Below are 18,577 nucleotides of genomic sequence, written 5' to 3' on the forward strand. Positions count from 1 at the left end.
TCCGCTGGACCGGGAGAAAAGCATGACGATGGAAACCCTGGGATACCCCTTGGCCGACGGCTACATTCACCATTGGCTGGTGGCCGGACCGCAGGCCGTTCCGGTGGAGATCGAGCAATCCCCCGCCGGGGCGGAAGAGAAGCGGCGGATCGCAAGGCGTTTTCATCAAGCGGACATCGGTGTCGAGGGCGATCCGGTGGAGTACGGGGAGTATCACATCGGTGAAATTAAAGATCGGTGGCGGTACGTGCGGACCCGGCATGACCATTTGGTGGATCTTTCCGCCGACTACCCCTCCGTCCGCTATCTTCGCGCCTGGGCCTATGCCGAACTCTGGAGTACGACGGACCGGGATGTGACCGTCCGCCTCACAACCCATGGTCCGGCGGATTTGTGGATCAACGGACGGCATATCCACCGCCGGGAGCACTTTCAGGAACCGCTGCCGGCCACGGCCGCTTTCCCGGCCCGGATCAGCGAGGGTGTCAACCGATTGGTGGTGCGGTTCGAATCCGTCGCCGTGCGCGCAGGCCCGCTGGCCATGGCCCTGCGGTTGACCGGTCTGCCGGAGAAGAAAGGACCCGACGAAAAAGCGGTCCGCATTCCGACCTGCGCTCCGGCGGCGCGCTACCGGCTGAAGCTGGAAGAGTTGTTTGAAGCCTGTCATACCCGGCAGGATGTTTTCACCCGCAACGAGAAGATCATGGTCTATTTGCCGGAAGGGAAACGTACGGCCGAGGTTCCTTTCGTGATCCGCCTGCAGTCGCCCGAAGCCAGAATATACGCCGAGGCCAAGCGGGACGGCACGCGGTCCGAAGCCCAACAGCCGATGGGGTATCCCTACCAATCCCCGGAGGGCGACTACCGGTTGCGGTTTTTGCCGATCCCCGAGGAATTCTACGAGAAGAACGTCCGGATCACCCGCTACCGGGATCTGTCCACGGTGACGAACGAGTTTTCCCTCCGGCCATACGGAACCTATCCGGAACGGAAACGCGAGTGCCTGCAGGATGCCGCCCGCCGCCGAAGCGGCTTGTTCTCCGAGATCGCGAAAATGGAGGGGGGCTGGTGGAAGGATCTGGATCCTTCGGCTGTCCGGCAGGCTGCGGAGGAGGTGAACGCGCATGCCGCCGATTCGGTGCTTTCGCTGTGCGGCTTGCTGGGGGCGGAGTTCCGCTATTCCAAGGCAGAACGGTTTCCAGCGGACCTGCTTCCGCCGCTCGAAACATGCATTCTCGGCTATCGGTATTGGGACGACGAGCCGGGCGGCGACGCCATGGATTTCCGCGGCGAAAGCCGCGCCATCCTCTTCCACGCCTGCGAGATCCTGGCGGGACAGCTGCATCCGGATGGGGTCTTTGTCCACTCCGGAATGACCGGACGGCGGCACCGGGAGAAGGGGGAACGGCTGGCCGCGGAGTGGCTGGAGAAGCGGCTGCGCCGCGGTTTTGCGGAATGGGATTCCAGCCTCGGATTCGCGGAGATCGTCCTTGCCCTCTCCACCCTCACCAGCCTCGCCGAAGACGACCGGATGGTGGAGCTGGCGGCGCTCGTGCTGGACAAGCTGTTTTTCACCATCGCCGTCAATTCCTTCCGCGGAGTATTCGGTTCCACCCAGGGGCGCGCGCAGACTTCCCAAATCCTGACCGGATACCGCGAAGCCGCCTCCGGAATCACCCGCCTGTTGTGGGGCATGGGAATTTTTAACGCGCGGAACGCCGCGCCGGTGAGCTTGGCGTGCTCGACGTACGAGCTCCCCCCCTTAATCGCGGCGATCGCCGCCGATTCGCCCGCGGAAATCTGGAGCCGCGAACGGCACGCGGCGGGGGAGCCGGGCGGAGCCGTTGTGGACAAAGTGACGTACAAAACCCCAGACGGAATGTTGTGCTCCGCTCAGGATTGGAGAGCCGGCGAAATGGGTTCGCGGGAGCACATCTGGCAGGCCACCCTGAGCCCGGCGGTGACGGTGTTCGCCTCCCACCCGGCTTGTGCCTCGGAAGAAGACGCCCGCCGCCCGAATTTCTGGCTTGGAAACGTCCGCCTGCCCCGCGTCGCCCAGTGGAAGGATCTGCTCGTCGCAATCTACCGGCCGGAGGACGACGATTGGATGGGATATACCCACGCCTATTTTCCGGTGCACGGGATGGACGGATACGAGATCCGGGAGGGATGGGCTTTTGGCCGGGTCGGGGACGGCTATATCGCCCTGACGGCCGCCCGGGGGCTGGAGTTCATGAAAACAGGCGACAGCGCTTTTCGTGAGTTGCGCTCGACCGGAACGCCCAACGTGTGGGTGTGCCAGATGGGGCGGGCCGCCCTGGACGGGGATTTTGAATCCTTCAAGAGCAGGGTGCTGGAGATGCCTTTGAAAGTCGACGGCGACCGGGTGGAGGTCACCGGCCTGCGCGGCGGGCAGTGTCGTTTCGGGTGGGAATCCCCGTTTCTACTCGACGGAAAGGAACAACCGCTCGGGAATTTCAAACACTACGAGAACCCATATTGCACGTGTGAAATGGACGCGCCGCAAATGGAGATCCGTTTTGGGGCGGATATCCTCCGGCTGCATTTTGAGGACTAGGCGGGTCCCTGAAAGGGAATGGAAATCTCTCCAAGGGATAAAAACTCTAAGGAAGTACACCCCCGGGTTCTCCTCAGCCTATCCTTCATCCGCATCTCGGGTACCTTTTCCGGAATTGCACCGGGACCGGCTTCCCAGCCCCACAACAGCGGAAAATGCAATTAATCGAATCCGTCAGTCTTAAGAGATGGGCTGGGAGAATGTATCCCGGAACGCCTGTCCCGCGCGGAGTGCAGAACAGTGACGGGAGGATGGAATGAGGGGGGAAAGATGAAAAAAAAGGTAGGTTGGGAAAGAGGAACTGGTTCTTTCCACGATTACTCTTCCGGCTTTCCATTGCCGAGGCTGCCGAAAGCGGGAAATCCAGATGGAAAAACAGCCTTTCGTAATCGGACCGTGCTTGCCTATTACCGTTATTCGGCCGGCGGAGTATTTTCCCTATGCGGTCGTGTTTTTTTTAAGCGCCGGCCGTGTGGGGAGCGGCGGTGAAGCATTGTTAAAGCGCCGGGTCGTAGGACCGGTCCTGCGGGCCGTGCCGGGGCGGAGATCACTCGAATTCCTCGGATTCGTCGTCGGTGTAAAAAAGCCCGAGGTCGTCACGGGTCGGGTTCTCCTCGGCGGCGAGCAATTGCCGTTCCTGCTGTTCCCGCGCCCGGGCGGCCGCTTCCTCCATCGACCGTAGCCGCTCGACGACCCCGCACTCGCGAAGCAGCTGCTTCCCTTGCGCAAAAAGTTCCGGACTGCCGCAGATCCGCACGGATTCGTCGAATATTTTGCATGCCAACATCCGTTCGAAGGTATCGAAAGCGGATTGCTCCCGCAATTTTTGGAACCGCTTGACGACGTAATCGATTTCCTCGCGGAAGGCGGGGTGCTTGAGGTATTGATACTTTTTCCGGTACACGGCTTCGTCCAGCCGGGCGACCAGGTCATCGGGCGCCTCGTCCCCGACGACCACCACGATGTCCAAATCCGACCCGCAAACCATGCTGCCCGTACTGCGTTCCGGCCTGTCCACGGCATGGGCCATTTCATAGACGATATCGCCGGCCAAGACCGCACAAAAAGGTTGCTGGCCTTCGCCCCCGGCGGCGAAAGGTTCGGCGATCTCGGTCAGAATCTGCGTTGCAAGCTCCCGTTTCTTGCGGCTGATTTCTTGGATCGTCGAATGGAGTTCCCGCGCACGCCTGTCCAGCGCGGCGGGATCCTTCGCCAAGCCCACCGCCGTGTAGGTGAGGAACTCCCGCAAAATCGAAGGGGACAGGCGCAGGTATCCGGCCACCCGCCGGTCAAGGCGCAAATATCGCCGGCCGATCCTGCGGACCGCGAGTGCGGGCGACAGTAGGCAGGCCTTCCACAGCGGAAACGCCTCGCCGCCCAAGGCTTGATGGAGTCCGGCTCCGGTTTGGGGACCGGATTGCTTCAACAAACCGATGATCGATTCCCGCATGGGCTTCGGCTCCGGAATCTTTTCCAAGGATCGAGCGCGGCGTGCCGCCGGATCCGACTTTCCCCTGCGGGTCATCCGCGGGCGTCGACCATTTCATACCCGCGCGCCTCGACCTCGGGCCGGCGGGCCAACAGCTGGGCGCCGGCCGTTTCGTCCAGGACAAACACCATCCGCCCGCCCCGCTTTGCGAATGCCTGGCCGTAGGATGCCGGGACTGCGCAGGTCACCGGCCCCAGGACCGCCTCGCATACCGGGCTGGTTTTCCGGGCGCCGTTGGCGAGCAGAACGACCGTCTTGGCCTGAAAGATCAGCTCCACGCCCATCGAGACCGCGTAGCGCGGGCTGGTGTCAACCGAGGCGAAGTGCCCATCTGCGACGGCGTTCTCCACCGTGCTGTCGTCCAAGCGGACAAGCAGCATGGGATTGCCCTCGAAAGGGATCCCGGTTTCGTGGAATCCGACATGGCCCCGTCCGCCGATCCCGACCACGTGAAGGTCGATTCCGCCGCAACCGGCGATTTTCCGCACATAGGCGTCGAGAATCCGTTCTTGCACCTCGCGCAGAAAGCCGCAGGCGCCGGACCGGATGACGACGGCTTTTCCCTGATCGGCGCCTTGCAACTCGTAGCAATCCGGATGCCGCTCCAGCGCATCGATTAATTCGTTCTGGTCGATCAACGTTCCCCAAGGCACGTTGGTTTCCCGGAATTTGCGGTTCAGCCGGGAGAACAAGACCGAGATCATGAAAAAACAGTAGGATTCTGAATGCAGTCCGCGCTGCTGCGCGTTCTCCCCGGGCAGGCCCACGTATTCGTCGAGGTTGAAGGATCGGATCCGACCCGGATCGATCCGCCCGGAGTTGAAAGCTTCCGCGAGATTTTGGTACAGCCCGGTGGGGGAACTGCCCGTGGCGAGGCCGAGTACGTACTCCTCGGCCGCCGCTTGCCGCTTGCGGATGTCCTCCTCGACGATGGCGGCCGCCGCCTTGCTCATCTGGTCGAAATCGCGGGTAATGACGATGGTCAATGGCATGTTGTCCCGTCTCAAGGGAAGCGATTGGTTGAGTTGACAGGCGGGGGATCGAAGGGGAGCCGCGCGGTTCGGGACGAACCGCGTCGCATCCTGTCAGCAGTCCGGACGCTTTGCCTCCCCCGCCTGCCGGAGGCAAAGCGTCACCGGCGGCGCCGCAACGGCGCGGGCCGTTATGCCAGAATCGTCATCAGGATTCCGGCGTCCAATCCCGCGTAGACCAAGGATTGAGTCAGGGGGTAGACGTAGCTGGTGACCTTTTCTCCGGTTTCCAGGGTCAATGTGCGCAGTTCGAAGTAGGGCCGGGGGGCCCGGCGGTACCACCCGGTTGCGCTGCCTTGCAGGCCGATCAGCTTTTCGGCTTTCCGCCAACCTAAGAGGAATTCGACTATCCGCAACGGCTGGCGGTAATCCAGGACAAGAAACCCGGAGTCATCCTGCAGCACAAAGTCCTCCGAATAGAAGAGGCCCGGCACCCCGCGGCCGATGATTTTTCCCGCGATCGTGCAGGGGATGGAACGGACAGCGGACACTTTCACTTCGCCGATCAGGGATTTCACGTTGCGCGCTTCGTCGAAAGCGTGGCGGTAGGAGAACCTTCGCTGCAGCCACCATCCACCGAAGGTGCAGAGCAGGGCGATCCCCAGCAATTTCCAACTCGCGCCGAGCGCGATTCCCAGCGCCAGGGAGGCGGCGGTCCCGCCGAGCAATCCGAGGAGCGGGAGGCATTGCACCAAGCCGTCCACCAGGAACTCGTCCCAATAGCTTTCCGGACGCTCGGCTTGGAAGCGAAACCGCGAGGTTGGCCGATACTCCCGGGTTTGTTGTTCCAACGCCCGAATTCGCTTGGCCGGCAGGGGATGCGAGGAATTCAACTCGAAAAGGCCGGCCCAAGGATTCCAGAGATCCCATTTCATCGCGTCTTCTATCGCGGCGGCGGAAACCGCGCCGGTTCCGGCGCCGATCAACGCGAGGGTTTGGGCCACTTTGGGGTCGAAGATGCCGAAAGCCCTTCCCGCAACCATGCGGGAGTCGTCTTTTTTGCCTGCTTCCTTCGGCGCACGGGCCAGCCCGTAGGCGATTTTCACCAGCGCCGAGGACAGCGCATCGGGGTTGCGGGTTTGTTCCCCCGAGAATTGGTCGGCGTAATATTCCCGGATCCGCGAGAGCATAAGAACGATGTATTGGCTGATGATGTACGCCGCATACGACAGCAAGCCGATCAGAGCTGCGTACCCTCCGCTGCGGTACTTTTGCCGTCCGCTTCCGCGAATGGTGATGTAGAGGACGTACAGCACCAGCGGGATGGCGGCGGCCATGGTCATCACTACGAAATCCCAGTGGGCGATGTGACCCAGCTCGTGCGCGACGACGGCCTGGCGTTCCTCCGGATCGAGGCGGTCCATCAGCCCCGAGATCACCACCAGGCGCGCGTCGCCCGGGTAGTGGCCGAAGGTGAAGGCGTTCGGGTTGCCGTCGCGGATCACGCCGAAGCGCGGCGCGGGAATCCCATGCTCGGCGCAGACCTTCTCCATGAACGCCGCGAGCTGCGGATCAAGGCTGTTGGCCTCCCGCCATTCGATTTTGTAAATCAGTTCCAAGACGAACGGCCCGAGGACGTATTGGAGCAGGAGGGCTCCCAGGGCGAAGGCCACCGCGACGACGGACGGGAGGTCGAAGTAAATCACCACCCCCATCCCGACCGCGAACAGCAGGCCGAACAAAAGGGCCAAAACCAGCGCAGACCGAAAGAAAAGGTTGATCATATCCTTCCTCCCGTAATCGCGGGATTCATCCGGCGGATTGATTTTTCCCCAAGGCCGGAACCGCGCCCTGTGCTTGAGATGGCGCCTTGAAGCACTGAAGGTTGACGCTGTAGGATGGGGATGGACCGGTTTCTACGGATTTTTCCCCATGATACATTTGCGGCCATAATATGTCAAAAAGGGCGGCGGGAACCCTGCCGGCGTTCCCGGGAACCGGGCCGTCGCTCCTCGCGTACCTGCGGGGTCGGATTGCGGCGGTGTTTACCAGGCGGGGAGCAATCCTCAGCGCCGCTTGGAAAGAGGAAAGCGGCCTCCGCGGTCGGACACTAAGGTTGGGTCGAGGTCGGGCTTGACGGAATCGGCCGAGCATGTTAATATGCCGCCCACGATGCAACCGAACCGGGCTTTCTTCTTTTACGCGTATTTTTACGGCTACCGCCAAGCAGCCGTCGCTTCGCGTTAAGAAGGTCCGGAACCAGCAACCTTCCCAAAACATACCGCGAGGCCAGACGGCCTCGCGGTTTTTTTTATCCCCCCCGCGGATCCGGCTGGCGGCCGGACCGGCGGGGCATTCGGAGGCCAGCATGCCCGTTCGGGGAATTCGAGGGGCGACCACCTCGCCCGGCAACCATTCCGAGGATCTGCTCGGGCGTACGAAGGAATTGCTGACGGAAATCCAAAAGCGCAACGGCTTCCAGCCGGAGGAGTTGGCGTCGATCGTCTTCACCACCACGCCGGATTTAAACGCTGCCTTCCCGGCGACGGCCGCCCGCGAGATCGGCTGGAACGATACGGCCATGCTCTGCACCCACGAGATCGACGTGGCCGGCAGCATCCCGCGCTGCATCCGCGTGCTGATCCTCTGGAACACCGCGCGGTCACCGGAGGAGATCCGCCACGTGTACCTTCACGAGGCGGAATCGTTGAGGCCGGATTTGGCGGCGGCGCCGGCGGAAAAACCGGCCCCGGCTCCTTTCCGCGCGCCGGTCTCGATCGCCTTCCAGGGGGAGCACGGCGCCTTCTCGGAAGAGGCCATCCTGCTTGGATTGGGCGCGGAGACCTCGCGGATCCCCTGCCGCACGTTCCAGGAAATCTGCCTGGCGGTGACCAGCAGCCGCGCGGAGGCCGGCTTGCTGCCGGTCGAGAATTCGACCACCGGGTCGATCCACACCTCCTACGATCTGTTGCTTGAAAACGACCTGCACATCATCGGCGAATACATCCTTCCGGTCCGGGAGTGCGCGATGCTGGCCCCCGGCGTGGAAGTCGAAACGGTCCGCCAGGTGATCAGCCATCCCCAGGCGCTGGAACAGTGCGCGCGCTGGATCGCCTCCCAGCATTGGGAAGCGGTGCCGGTCTACGACACCGCCGGCGCGGCCCGGATCCTCGCCCAGGAAAAGCGACCGGACCGGGCGGCGATCGCCAGCGAAACCGCGGCACGCCTGTACGGCTTGAACGTCATCGCCCGTTCGATCCAGGACATCCAGGTGAACTACACGCGGTTTCTCCTGTTGGCCAAGGAGAACCGCCCGGTGGCGAAGCCGGCCAAGACTTCGCTGATTTTCGCCACCCGGCACAAACCCGGCGCGCTTCACGCCTGCCTGAACGTGCTTGCCCGGCGCGGAATCAACCTCTGCAAGATCGAATCCCGCCCGGACCGCAAGAAGCCCTGGCACTACCTGTTCTATCTGGATTTTGAAGGCGATGCATCCGATCCGAAGGTGATCGACGTGTTGGCGGAACTGAGCACGCATACGGAGTTTGTGCGCCAATTGGGCTCCTACCCGACCCGGACCCTGGGGGAAACCAAATGAGCGCGCAGGCGGACGGGCGGCCGGAATTTTCAAGAAACGGAGAGGGATTATGGTGATTGTCATGCAAAACCATGCCAAGAGCGAGGATATCGAGGAGACCGTGCGTCACATCCGGCAAATGGGATACGGCGCGAACGTCTCCCGCGGCGAGGAGCGCACGGTGATCGGCGTGCTCGGGGACGAGCGGCCGATCGACTGGGAGCAGATGGAGATCCTGCCGGGGGTGGAGCGGGTGGTCCGGATCCTCAAGCCGTACAAGCTGGCGTCGCGCGACGCGCGTCCGGAAAACACGGTCGTGCGCGTGGGATCGGCCGTCATCGGCGGCGAAGCGGTGGTGTTCATCGCCGGGCCGTGCGCCGTGGAAAGCCGCGAGCAGATCCTGGAAACCGCGCAGGCCGTCAAGGCGGCCGGGGCGCACATGCTCCGCGGCGGGGCGTACAAGCCGCGGTCCTCGCCGTATTCCTTCCAAGGCATGGCCGAGGAAGGATTAAAGCTGCTGGCCGAAGCCCGCGACGCCACCGGCCTGCCGGTGGTGACGGAGGTGATGGCTCCCGATCAGGTCGGGACGGTCGTGAAGTACGCCGACATGCTTCAGATCGGCGCGCGCAACATGCAAAACTTCCCCCTCCTGCTGGAAGTGGGGAAAAGCGGGCACCCGGTCCTGCTCAAGCGCGGGATCAGCGCCACGGTCGAAGAGTGGCTGATGGCCGCCGAATACCTCCTTTCCAGCGGGAATACGCGGGTCGTCCTGTGCGAGCGCGGAATCCGCACCTTCGAGACCGCCACCCGCAACACCACCGACATCAACGCCATTCCGGTCGTCAAGCGGCTCTCGCATCTGCCGGTGATCGTGGATCCGAGCCACTCCACCGGAAAGGGCGAATACATCGAGCCGGTCTCCCGTGCGGCGATCGCCGCCGGGGCGGACGGCTTGATCATCGAAGTCCATCCGCATCCGGAAGAAGCGCTTTCCGACGGCGCGCAAAGCCTGCGGCCGGAATCGTTCGCCGAGATGGTTATGCGGGTAAAGCGAATCGCCGCCGCCGTAGGGCGGAGTTAGGCGGATCCGCGGCGGCGTTGCCCCGAATGGCGTAGAATCGCGGACGCCGCGCATCGGCGCCGCCCGGCTCGACGGCTGCCGGCGGTTGCGATCTGCCCGGTGGTCGCCCGGGCAAGGCATTCCCATATCCGGGGGTCGGAAAACGTCCCGGGCGGACCGGCGGCCCGGACTTCGCCCGACCGGCAGGACAGCTTCCCGCAGCTCCATGATTTCCGATTTGAGGAATAGAAGATCCTTTTGCCATGCCCCCCGAAAACGCAGAGTCGCATAGGATCCAAGATTTTGTCGTCGGCATCGTCGGACTGGGACTGATGGGCGGTTCGCTGGCGCTCGGATTATCTGGAAAATGCCGCCGGCGGATCGGATTGGATTCGGATCCCGTCGCGGACCAGGCGGCGCTGGAGCGGGGGGCGGTCGACGAGCTGGCGCTCCACCTGCCGGACTTGGTTGCCAAATCCGATTTGATTGTTCTGGCGGCGCCGGTCCGCACGATCCTGGCGCTTCTGCGGGAGCTTTCGGAGATCCGTCCGCCGCGCGGGGAACGCCGGATCGTCATCGACATCGGCTCCACCAAAAGCGAAATCGTCAAGGCGATGGAGGCGCTCGGCGAGGGCTACTCCCCGGTCGGCGGACATCCGATTTGCGGGCGCGAAGTCCAGGGGATCCGCCATGCGGATCCCGGGCTGTACCGCGGCGCACCATTCGTACTCACCCCCATTGACGGATCGGAGCCGTACGCGGCGGATGCCGGCCGGCAGTTGGCCGCGGTCCTCGGCGCCCTCCCGCTGGAGCTCGGCGCCGCCGAACACGATACGCTGGTGGCGAGCACCAGCCATCTGCCGCACTTGGTGGCGGTGGCGCTGGCACAAACCGCCCGGCGCCTGCCTTCCGCTTCCGCGCTCGTCGGGCCGGGCTTTCGCGATACGTCGCGGCTGGCGGCTTCCAACCTCGAGATGATGACCGATATCCTTCTGACCAACCGCGAGCATGTCCTGCAGGCCCTCGAAGAATACATCCACCGGCTGGAGGCGCTGGGGTTGCGCGTCCGCGAAGGGGATGAGGCCCGATTGAAGGTCCTGCTGGCCGAGGGACGGCGCGCCCGGCAGGAACTGCTCGAGCCTTCCGACCCCCAGGGGACGGCATGAGACTTCGCTCGCGGCGGTCGCCGGCGTTGCGCGGAGAAGTTCGTCTTCCGGGCGATAAATCCATCTCCCACCGCGCCGCCTTGTTGGCCGCCGCGGCGGAAGGGAAGAGCCGGATCGAAGGGATGCTGAACGCCGGCGTCACCCGCGTAATGCTGGATTCGCTCGCCTGCCTGGGCGCCGGTTTTTCCTGGGAGGACGGTGCCTTGTGCGTTACGGGAACGGGAGGTTGCGGATTCCAGCCATCGGGCGGGGGAGGAACAAAGGCTCAGCCTTTGTATTGCGGGAATTCCGCGACGACCATGCGGCTGTTGACCGGGATGCTGGCTGGAATTCCGGCGTGGGAATCCACAACCGGTGGACGGGAATTCCTCTTCGACGGATCCGAGCAATTACGAAAAAGGCCGATGAAGCGCCTTTTTGCACCCCTATGCGAAATGGGCGCCCGAATCTCGCCGACAAATGAGCCTGGACGCGCCCCATTCCGGCTTATAAGCAGTCGCCTGAATGGGATTGAACACCGGATGCCGGTTGCTTCTGCCCAAGTTAAGACCGCCCTTCTGCTGGCAGGTTTGGCGGCGGAAGGGTCCACCTTGGTCGAAGAACCTTCTCCTTCCCGCGACCACACCGAGCGGCTGTTGCGTTGGTTGGGAATCCGATTGACCGCCGAACCCGGATGGGCGCGGGTGTTTCCGCTTGAAAAGCCCCTGCCTTCGTTCGATCTCCGCATCCCGGGTGATTTTTCCTCCGCCGCTTTCCTGATCGTCGCGGCGGCGATTGTGCCCGGATCGGACGTTCTTTTCAAGGACGTCGGGCTTAACCCGCGCCGTACGGGATTGTTGGCCGTCCTGCGGCGGATGGGAGCCCGGATCGAAGAACGGACACATGCCGAATTGTCCGGTGAACCGGTCGGCGATTTGCGGGTCCGAGCCGGGGAGCTGGCGGGTACCGTGATCGAGGGCAGCGAGGTGGTGGACATGATCGACGAGTTTCCGGCGCTGGCCGTCGCCGCGGCGTGCGTCGGTGGAACGACGGAAGTCCGGAATGCCGCGGAGCTGCGGTTAAAAGAATCAGACCGGATTTCCGCCCTGGCCGGCGAATTGAGGGCGGTCGGAATTCCCGTGGAGGAAAGCCCCGACGGCTTCGCCATCCGCGGCCCGGCCTCGATCCGCGGCGGCTTGGCGGACGCCCGCGGCGACCACCGGCTGGCGATGGCGCTGGCGGTGGCGGGCATGGTTTCCGCAGACGGGGTCGAGATCGACGGCGCGGAGAGCATCGGCGAATCCTTTCCGGATTTCCCGGCGCTGGCCGGCGCCCTTGGAGCGAGGCTGGCATGAAGGCTGTGCTGATCGGGTGGCCGATCCGCCACTCCGTTTCGCCGGCGATGCACGACGCCGCTCTGCGGGCCCTCGGTTTATCGGGCGGATACTCCCTGCTTCCGGTCGAACGGGAGGCGGAGCTTGAGCAGGTGCTGGCCAAGTTGAAATCGGATCCGGATTGGAGCGGCGCGAACGTCACCGTGCCCTATAAGGAGAAGATCCTGCCGCATCTTGATCGGCTGGAAGGCGCTGCGGCGGAGTTGCGGGCGGCCAACACCGTCGTCCGCCGCGGAGCGGAATTGATCGGGCACAATACCGATCTGCCCGGCTTTCTCGCCGACCTGGAGCGGAACGGGATGGATTCCCGGGGCAAGCCCGCGCTGGTGATCGGATCGGGCGGTGCGGCCCGGGCGGTCGTGCTTGGGCTGGTGCAGAGCGGTTGCCCGGTCACAATCGTGGCGGTGATCCGGGATCAGGCGCGGACGCTCGCCGCCGAACTCGGCGGGGGAAGGGTGGACGTCCTGGGATGGGAGGATCCGGAATTGATCGAAAGGGCTCGCGGGGCGGGATTGATCGTCAACGCCTCGCCGGCGGGGATGTGGCCCGCGGTGCAAGCGACGCCCTGGCCTTCCGCTCTCCCGCTTCCGGAATCGGCCTGCGTCTACGATCTTGTCTATAATCCGATCGAGACCCGATTTCTGCGGGAGGCGAAGCTGAGGGGCAATCGGACGGCCTCCGGACTGGGGATGCTTGTCGAGCAGGGAGCGTTGTCGTTCGAACTGTGGACCGGAGTCCGCGCGCCCCGCGAGGCGATGATGTCGGCCGCGCGGGCGGCGATGGAAGCGGAGGAAAGGCAATGATCCGTCTGATGACCGCCGGAGAATCGCACGGCCCCGCCCTGACCGCCATCCTCGAAGGGATCCCGGCAGGTTTGCCCCTCCAGCCGGAGGACCTTCAGCCGGATTTGATCCGCAGGCGGAACGGCTGGCTGGGCGGTCCGCCCTACCGGGGCGCCAGCCCGCGAATGACGATCGAGCGCGACTCGGCGCAGATTTTGGCCGGCGTGATGGGCGGAAAAACCACCGGCGCGCCGATCGCGATCCTGATCGAAAACGCCGATCACGCAAAGTGGAAGGGGCGCCCCGTCGATGCGATGACCGTTCCGCGTCCGGGCCACGCCGATCTCACCGCGGCCTTGAAGTACGGTTATGACGATCTGCGCCCGGGATTGGAGCGGGCCAGCGCGCGGGAGACCGCCGCCCGCATGGCGGCTTGTTCGGTATGCCGGAGGATGCTTGCAAGCCTGGGGATATCCGTCGGCAGCTGCGTAGTCCAAATCGGGGCGGTGACTGCCGGCCTCGCGGCGGACCCGCCCGAAGAGCGGCTGAAGCGGGCCGAGGAGAACCCGTTGCGCTGCCCCGATCCGGCGGTATTGGAAAAAATGCAGGCCGAGATCGACCGGGCGATGGCGGACGGAGAAACGGTCGGCGGCGTCTTCGAGATCGCGGCGCTCGGCGTGCCTCCGGGATTGGGCAGTTGCGCGGCCTGGGAGCAGCGTCTGAGTGCGCGTTTGGGCGCCGCGCTGTTCGGCATTCCGGCGGTGAAGGGCGTCGAGATCGGCGGCGGATTCGCGCTGGCGGGGATGGCCGGAACGCAGGCCCAAGACGCAATCCGGATCGCGGGCGGCGCGCTGGTCCGCATTTCCAATCACGCCGGAGGCGTCGAAGGCGGGATCACCAACGGCCAACCGGTCGTCGTCCGCGCGGCGATGAAGCCGATTGCGACCACGCTTTCCCCGCAGCCGTCGGTGGATCTGGCCGCCGGCCGGAACGCCGAGACGCGCTACGAACGCTCCGACTTCTGCACCGTGCCGCGCGCGGCGGTCGTCGGCGAAGGAATGGTCTGCCTGGTCCTGGCCGGCGCGGTCTTGGAAAAGTGCGGAGGCGATTCGATGGCGGAGCTGCAAGCCCGCTTCGGCGGCCTGGCGCGGGGCGCGGCGGGAGACATCCGCCTCGATCCGAAGCCGAAGATCTTCTGGTGATTTTCCATCGGGTTGATTCTAGCAGGGTGTTGAAAAAGCCTAGCGATGTCATTGCGAGGAGCGAAGCGACCCCGGCCCACCCCGCGCCGGGGCGGGCGAAGCAATCTCCTCCTATTTCCAGCGAAGGAGATCGCTTCGCTCCCTGCGGTCCTTCGGAATGACACCCTTTACGGGCTTTATCAACAACCTGCTAGTGTTGTGCCCTAAAAATCCCTCTCAAAATTTTAGGGTTCAAAGGGCTGTCTGGAAAATGGGTAAACGGTTTTTCCGTTGAAACATCGCCTTCTGGCGGTGTCGTCATTCTCGCGCCGGCCCTCTGCGTGTTCTTCGCCGGGGGTGTCTTTCGCGGGGATCCAGGGATTGGGAGTTGTGGATGTCTGCGAAATACAATCCGCTTCCCTCGCTTTGCGAGGGCGGGCGCGGGGAAGCTATGCCGGGGCGAAGGACAAAACCTATAGCACCGGTGATGTTATGCTGAGATTATTCTGTCGAAATAAGATGTATGAGTATTTTCGAATCCGTGAGATAAATTACTAGTTGCCCATCCAGGGCGAACACGGAGATACGCGGATTTTTCCGAACCGCTCCGCGTCCCTCGTGGAACACGGCCTTCCCCGGTTCTTTTTTTTTGCGATACAATCGGCCGCACAATGCGAGCGGTTTTGCCCGGGTCCGCTGTGGAGGGCGGACGGACCGCGGGAAGGGAAGAATCTGCCGTCGAGGTTGGAGATGAACTTCTACATTTACGGACCCCCGGGATGCGGAAAAACCACCGTCGGGATGCTGCTTGCCGAACGGATGGGCTGGCATTTCCTCGACACCGATAAAATCATCGAACACGAAGCCGGGATGCCGATCACCGAGATCTTCCTGCAGAAAGGCGAAGCCGAATTCCGCAGCCGCGAAAAGGAGCTGTTGAAGAAGCTATCCAAATCCACCCGCACCGTCGTGGCGCTGGGCGGGGGAACCCTGGTGGATCCGGAAAACCGCGACCAGGTGGAGCAAGACGGCCCGGTGGTGTGTTTGATGTGCGAACCGGAAGTCATCCTCAAGCGCATGGGCGACGAATTAAACGCACGTCCGTTGCTCGCTGGACCGGGCCCTCTCGAACGGTTGAAATCGCTCCTCGCCAAGCGGGCGGCTTTGTACGCATCGTTCCCGATGACGCTCGATACAACCACCCTGGCCCTGGAGGATGTGGTCCGCAAGATCCAACTGGTGGCGGGCATTTTCCATGTCAACGCGATGGGGGCGGGTTACGACGTCCTGATCGGACGGGGGATACTCCCGCGGCTGGGGATGGAGTTGGAGGAGCGCAAACTGTCGCCGCCGTTTGTGGCGGTGAGCGATTCGAACGTTGCGCCGCTGTATCTGGATACGGTGTGCCGGGCGCTGGCGCCCGAGTCGGTCGAATTGATCGTCCTGCCGGCGGGTGAATCCACCAAGTCCCTCCCCACGCTGGAATCCGTTTACGCGGACCTGCATCGCTTGCGGATGGAGCGCCGGGGGACGGTGCTGGCCCTCGGCGGCGGCGTGGTCACCGACTTGGCCGGTTTCGCGGCCGCGACGTTCCTGCGCGGCGTTTCGTGGGTGGCGCTGTCCACCAGCCTGCTGGGGATGGTTGACGCAGCGATCGGCGGAAAAACCGCCGTGGACATGCCGCAGGGGAAGAACCTGATCGGCGCCTTCTACCCCCCGGCGATGGTAATCGAGGATCTGGACGTGCTCGCCACGCTTCCGCCGCAGGAACTGCGGGTGGGAATGGCCGAGGCGATCAAAACCGCCGTGGTCGGCGATTCCAAACTGTTGGGCAAGATCGAATCGCTCTCGGGCCGGATCACCCCCGACGGGCTGGATTGGATCGTCCGCAGGGCGGCGCGGGTGAAAATCCGCGTGGTGGAGGAGGATCCGTTCGAGCGCCGCGGCCCGCGCGAGGCGCTTAACTTCGGCCACACGCTGGGCCACGGGATCGAAGCCAACTCGGATTACCGGATCCCGCACGGCGAAGCGGTCGCGCTGGGCATGGTTGCGGAATCCCACTTGGCGGAAAAGATCGGTTTGGCCGAGACCGACTTGGGCGAGAGGCTGACGGTTCTGTTGACAACCTTCGGCCTGCCGGTAAAGCACGATGCGCCGGTGGATAAAATCCTTGAGTATGTCCGGGCCGATAAAAAACGGCGCGGCGGAAGGGTGAAATGGGCCCTGCCCATTGCGGCCGGAAAGGTCCGTGTGGGCCTCGATGTCGCCGAAGAGGATGTGAGGACGGCGCTGATATCCATCGGATGCCGGGGCTGAGCCGTTGCCGCGCCGCCCGCGGAGGAACCCGCGGCGCGGGGCGGCAACGGAGGCGCGGAGAGGGAGCGTATGGCGAAAATCCTGCTGATCCACGGACCGAATCTGAACCTGCTGGGGGAGCGGGAGCCGGAAATCTATGGCCGGGTGACTCTGGCCGAAATCAACCGCAGCCTGGAGGCCCTGGCGAAGGAACGCGGCGCCGAACTGCGGATTCTGCAATCCAACAGCGAAGGGGATATCGTCGACGCCATCCAGGAGGCGCGCGCGTGGGCCGACGGCCTGATGATCAATCCGGGCGCCTTGACCCACTATTCCCTGGCGATCCGCGACGCCCTGAGCGCCGTTCGGCTTCCGGTTGTCGAGATCCACATCTCGAACGTGTTCGCCCGCGAGGAAATCCGCCATCGCTCGGTTATCGCCCCGGTCTGCATCGGATCCCTTTGCGGATTTGGCTGGCGCGGCTACGAACTCGGTCTGCTCGGTCTCCTCGGATACCTCGATTCCCTCAAAGGCAAATAATCCCGGCGGAAGTGGATGCGGGCTCCCCCGGATGTCGAAAAATGTTTGGAACGGCGGTATAATCCCGCGAATCCCGTTTGCCGAAAAAGAGAAAACCGGTGCGCGGCGGAAATCCGATCCGGCGGACGGCCGGCGCGGAGGAGGGTCCGGCGCATTCCGGCGCGGGCGCGTTTGGAGGACAGGGAATGACGGAACCGATCAACGAGGTCAGGCCGTTTCGGGCGGAGCATTACAATCCGGAACGGATTGAGAACATCGGCCTGTGCCTCTCCCGTCCCTACGACGTGATCAGCCCGTCCGAGCAGGAGGAGTATTACCGCCGGCATCCCTACAACGTCGTCCGGCTGATCCTGAATAAAATCGAGCCCGGCGACGACGAGGGCAACAACCGCTATATCCGCAGCCGGGACCTGCTGGCGCAGTGGCGCGCGGAGCGGTCGATCGTTTCCTACCGGCGGCCTTCCTTTTGGGTGTATGAGCAGGATTTTCAGGTCGAAGGGCTTCCGCCGCGGCACGTCTCCGGCTTCATCGGATTGGTCCGCCTGCAGGATTACGAAAGCGGGAAAATCCTGCCCCACGAGAACATCATCCGCGAACCGCTGGAAGACCGCATCCGCCTCACCCGGACCACCCACACCCAATTCGAATACATCTGGAGCATGTATCCGGACCCGCACCACACCGTGGATCGGATCCTCGCCACCTGCGACCGCGACATCCAGGTGATCGACCACACCGAACTCTCGAACCAGTTCCGTCACCGGCTGTGGCGGCTGGTGAATCCGGAGCAGTGCGCGGCGGTGGCGGAGGCGGTCTCGGGCCGCCGGATCTACATCGCCGACGGCCATCATCGCTACCAGACGATGTTGACCATCCGCGACGAGATGCGCAAACTGCGCCCCGATGCCGGGCCGGATGCGCCCTGGGAGTTCATCATGATGTACCTGGTTTCGGCCAACCAGGAGGGGTTGACGACGATCGGAACCCACCGCATGCTCACCGGCTTGCCGGCCGTCCGCGAGCAGACCATCCGCGAGGCGGTCAAGCTGGGGTTCGTGGTCCGAACCTATTCCTTCTCGGAGGGCGATGAGCTCGAAGCCCGCGAAATGTGGCTGCGCGAGCTCCGCAACGCCGATCCGCGGGACCATAAATTCGGCGTGGCGCTCAAGGATGTCAACGCCTACTACCTGCTGGAAATCGACGAGAAGCGTGCCACCCGACTGGTGGAGGGGGAGAGCGGGTCCCTGAGCTTGCGCCTGCTCGACGTCTCGCTTCTGAAGTCCGTTGTCTACAAGATGCTCCTCGGGTTGGCCGAAGACCAGATCAAACCTCAGACCACCGTCCACTACACGCCTAAGGTCCAAACGGCGATCGACAAGGTCCGCTCCGGCGAGATGCAGTCGGCGTGGATTCTCAACCACACCGCTCTGGACGAAATCATGACGGTGGCCGACAACCGCGAAAAAATGCCCCAGAAATCGACCCATTTCTACCCCAAGCCGCTCTCCGGCCTGGTGTTTTTTAATATGAATAATTCGGCGAAGGGGTGAAGCCCCTCATCCGGC

General features: G+C 63.6%; 13 protein-coding genes. 10 read left to right on the forward strand and 3 right to left on the reverse strand.

The window, feature by feature from the left end; all coding sequences use genetic code 11:
* The first annotated feature begins 22 nt into the window (after nucleotides 1–22).
* A complete protein-coding gene (locus JW929_10790; GenBank protein ID MBN1439885.1) occupies nucleotides 23–2,578 on the forward strand; it encodes a hypothetical protein in 2,556 nt (851 codons plus the stop codon).
* Between the two features lie 547 nt (nucleotides 2,579–3,125).
* Here the strand turns inward: JW929_10790 and JW929_10795 are convergent.
* The 3 genes from JW929_10795 to JW929_10805 all read right to left on the reverse strand — a co-directional run bounded on the left by JW929_10795 (nucleotide 3,126) and on the right by JW929_10805 (nucleotide 6,822).
* Nucleotides 3,126–4,028, reverse strand: a complete 903-nt coding sequence (locus tag JW929_10795) for a hypothetical protein (protein MBN1439886.1) — start codon at nucleotides 4,026–4,028, stop codon at nucleotides 3,126–3,128.
* Between the two features lie 71 nt (nucleotides 4,029–4,099).
* Nucleotides 4,100–5,059, reverse strand: a complete 960-nt coding sequence (locus tag JW929_10800) for a hypothetical protein (protein ID MBN1439887.1) — start codon at nucleotides 5,057–5,059, stop codon at nucleotides 4,100–4,102.
* 170 nt (nucleotides 5,060–5,229) lie between these two features.
* On the reverse strand, nucleotides 5,230–6,822 hold the full coding sequence (locus JW929_10805) for a M48 family metalloprotease (GenBank protein MBN1439888.1): 1,593 nt from the start codon (nucleotides 6,820–6,822) through the stop codon (nucleotides 5,230–5,232).
* A gap of 584 nt (nucleotides 6,823–7,406) precedes the next feature.
* On the opposite strand from JW929_10805, the gene pheA reads away from it, so the two are divergent.
* From pheA to JW929_10850, 9 genes are all read left to right on the forward strand, one after another.
* Complete coding sequence (gene pheA / locus JW929_10810) at nucleotides 7,407–8,636, forward strand: prephenate dehydratase (GenBank protein MBN1439889.1); 1,230 nt, start codon at nucleotides 7,407–7,409, stop codon at nucleotides 8,634–8,636.
* 49 nt (nucleotides 8,637–8,685) lie between these two features.
* Nucleotides 8,686–9,696, forward strand: coding sequence for a 3-deoxy-7-phosphoheptulonate synthase (gene aroF / locus JW929_10815; protein MBN1439890.1), 1,011 nt, complete (start codon nucleotides 8,686–8,688; stop codon nucleotides 9,694–9,696).
* Nucleotides 9,697–9,938: 242 nt separating this feature from the next.
* On the forward strand, nucleotides 9,939–10,841 hold the full coding sequence (locus JW929_10820) for a prephenate dehydrogenase/arogenate dehydrogenase family protein (GenBank protein ID MBN1439891.1): 903 nt from the start codon (nucleotides 9,939–9,941) through the stop codon (nucleotides 10,839–10,841).
* The gene (aroA, locus tag JW929_10825) at nucleotides 10,838–12,175 is read left to right on the forward strand and encodes a 3-phosphoshikimate 1-carboxyvinyltransferase (GenBank protein MBN1439892.1); all 1,338 of its coding nucleotides are present in this window, start codon (nucleotides 10,838–10,840) and stop codon (nucleotides 12,173–12,175) included. Before JW929_10820 ends, aroA begins: the two co-directional genes overlap by 4 nt.
* Nucleotides 12,172–13,017, forward strand: coding sequence for a shikimate dehydrogenase (gene aroE / locus JW929_10830; protein MBN1439893.1), 846 nt, complete (start codon nucleotides 12,172–12,174; stop codon nucleotides 13,015–13,017). Before aroA ends, aroE begins: the two co-directional genes overlap by 4 nt.
* Entirely contained in the window at nucleotides 13,014–14,198 is a 1,185-nt protein-coding gene (gene aroC / locus JW929_10835) for a chorismate synthase (protein MBN1439894.1), read from the forward strand. Before aroE ends, aroC begins: the two co-directional genes overlap by 4 nt.
* Before the next feature lie 729 nt (nucleotides 14,199–14,927).
* On the forward strand, nucleotides 14,928–16,493 hold the full coding sequence (gene aroB / locus JW929_10840; protein MBN1439895.1) for a 3-dehydroquinate synthase: 1,566 nt from the start codon (nucleotides 14,928–14,930) through the stop codon (nucleotides 16,491–16,493).
* A gap of 69 nt (nucleotides 16,494–16,562) precedes the next feature.
* Complete coding sequence (gene aroQ, locus JW929_10845; protein MBN1439896.1) at nucleotides 16,563–17,012, forward strand: type II 3-dehydroquinate dehydratase; 450 nt, start codon at nucleotides 16,563–16,565, stop codon at nucleotides 17,010–17,012.
* A 185-nt stretch (nucleotides 17,013–17,197) separates the two neighbouring features.
* A complete protein-coding gene (locus JW929_10850) occupies nucleotides 17,198–18,562 on the forward strand; it encodes a DUF1015 domain-containing protein (protein MBN1439897.1) in 1,365 nt (454 codons plus the stop codon).
* The last annotated feature ends 15 nt before the right edge of the window (nucleotides 18,563–18,577 follow it).

The organism is Anaerolineales bacterium, from assembly GCA_016928575.1.
Lineage (GTDB): Bacteria > Chloroflexota > Anaerolineae > Anaerolineales > RBG-16-64-43 > JAFGKK01.

Coding starts and splice junctions, on each gene's coding strand:
- JW929_10850 (MBN1439897.1), top strand. CDS start 17,198: ATGACGGAACCGATCAACGAGGTCAGGCCGTTTCGGGCGGAGCATTAC.
- JW929_10795 (MBN1439886.1), bottom strand. CDS start 4,028: ATGCGGGAATCGATCATCGGTTTGTTGAAGCAATCCGGTCCCCAAACC.
- JW929_10820 (MBN1439891.1), top strand. CDS start 9,939: ATGCCCCCCGAAAACGCAGAGTCGCATAGGATCCAAGATTTTGTCGTC.
- aroQ (MBN1439896.1), top strand. CDS start 16,563: ATGGCGAAAATCCTGCTGATCCACGGACCGAATCTGAACCTGCTGGGG.
- aroA (MBN1439892.1), top strand. CDS start 10,838: ATGAGACTTCGCTCGCGGCGGTCGCCGGCGTTGCGCGGAGAAGTTCGT.
- pheA (MBN1439889.1), top strand. CDS start 7,407: ATGCCCGTTCGGGGAATTCGAGGGGCGACCACCTCGCCCGGCAACCAT.
- aroE (MBN1439893.1), top strand. CDS start 12,172: ATGAAGGCTGTGCTGATCGGGTGGCCGATCCGCCACTCCGTTTCGCCG.
- JW929_10790 (MBN1439885.1), top strand. CDS start 23: ATGACGATGGAAACCCTGGGATACCCCTTGGCCGACGGCTACATTCAC.
- JW929_10800 (MBN1439887.1), bottom strand. CDS start 5,059: ATGCCATTGACCATCGTCATTACCCGCGATTTCGACCAGATGAGCAAG.
- aroC (MBN1439894.1), top strand. CDS start 13,014: ATGATCCGTCTGATGACCGCCGGAGAATCGCACGGCCCCGCCCTGACC.
- aroB (MBN1439895.1), top strand. CDS start 14,928: ATGAACTTCTACATTTACGGACCCCCGGGATGCGGAAAAACCACCGTC.
- JW929_10805 (MBN1439888.1), bottom strand. CDS start 6,822: ATGATCAACCTTTTCTTTCGGTCTGCGCTGGTTTTGGCCCTTTTGTTC.
- aroF (MBN1439890.1), top strand. CDS start 8,686: ATGGTGATTGTCATGCAAAACCATGCCAAGAGCGAGGATATCGAGGAG.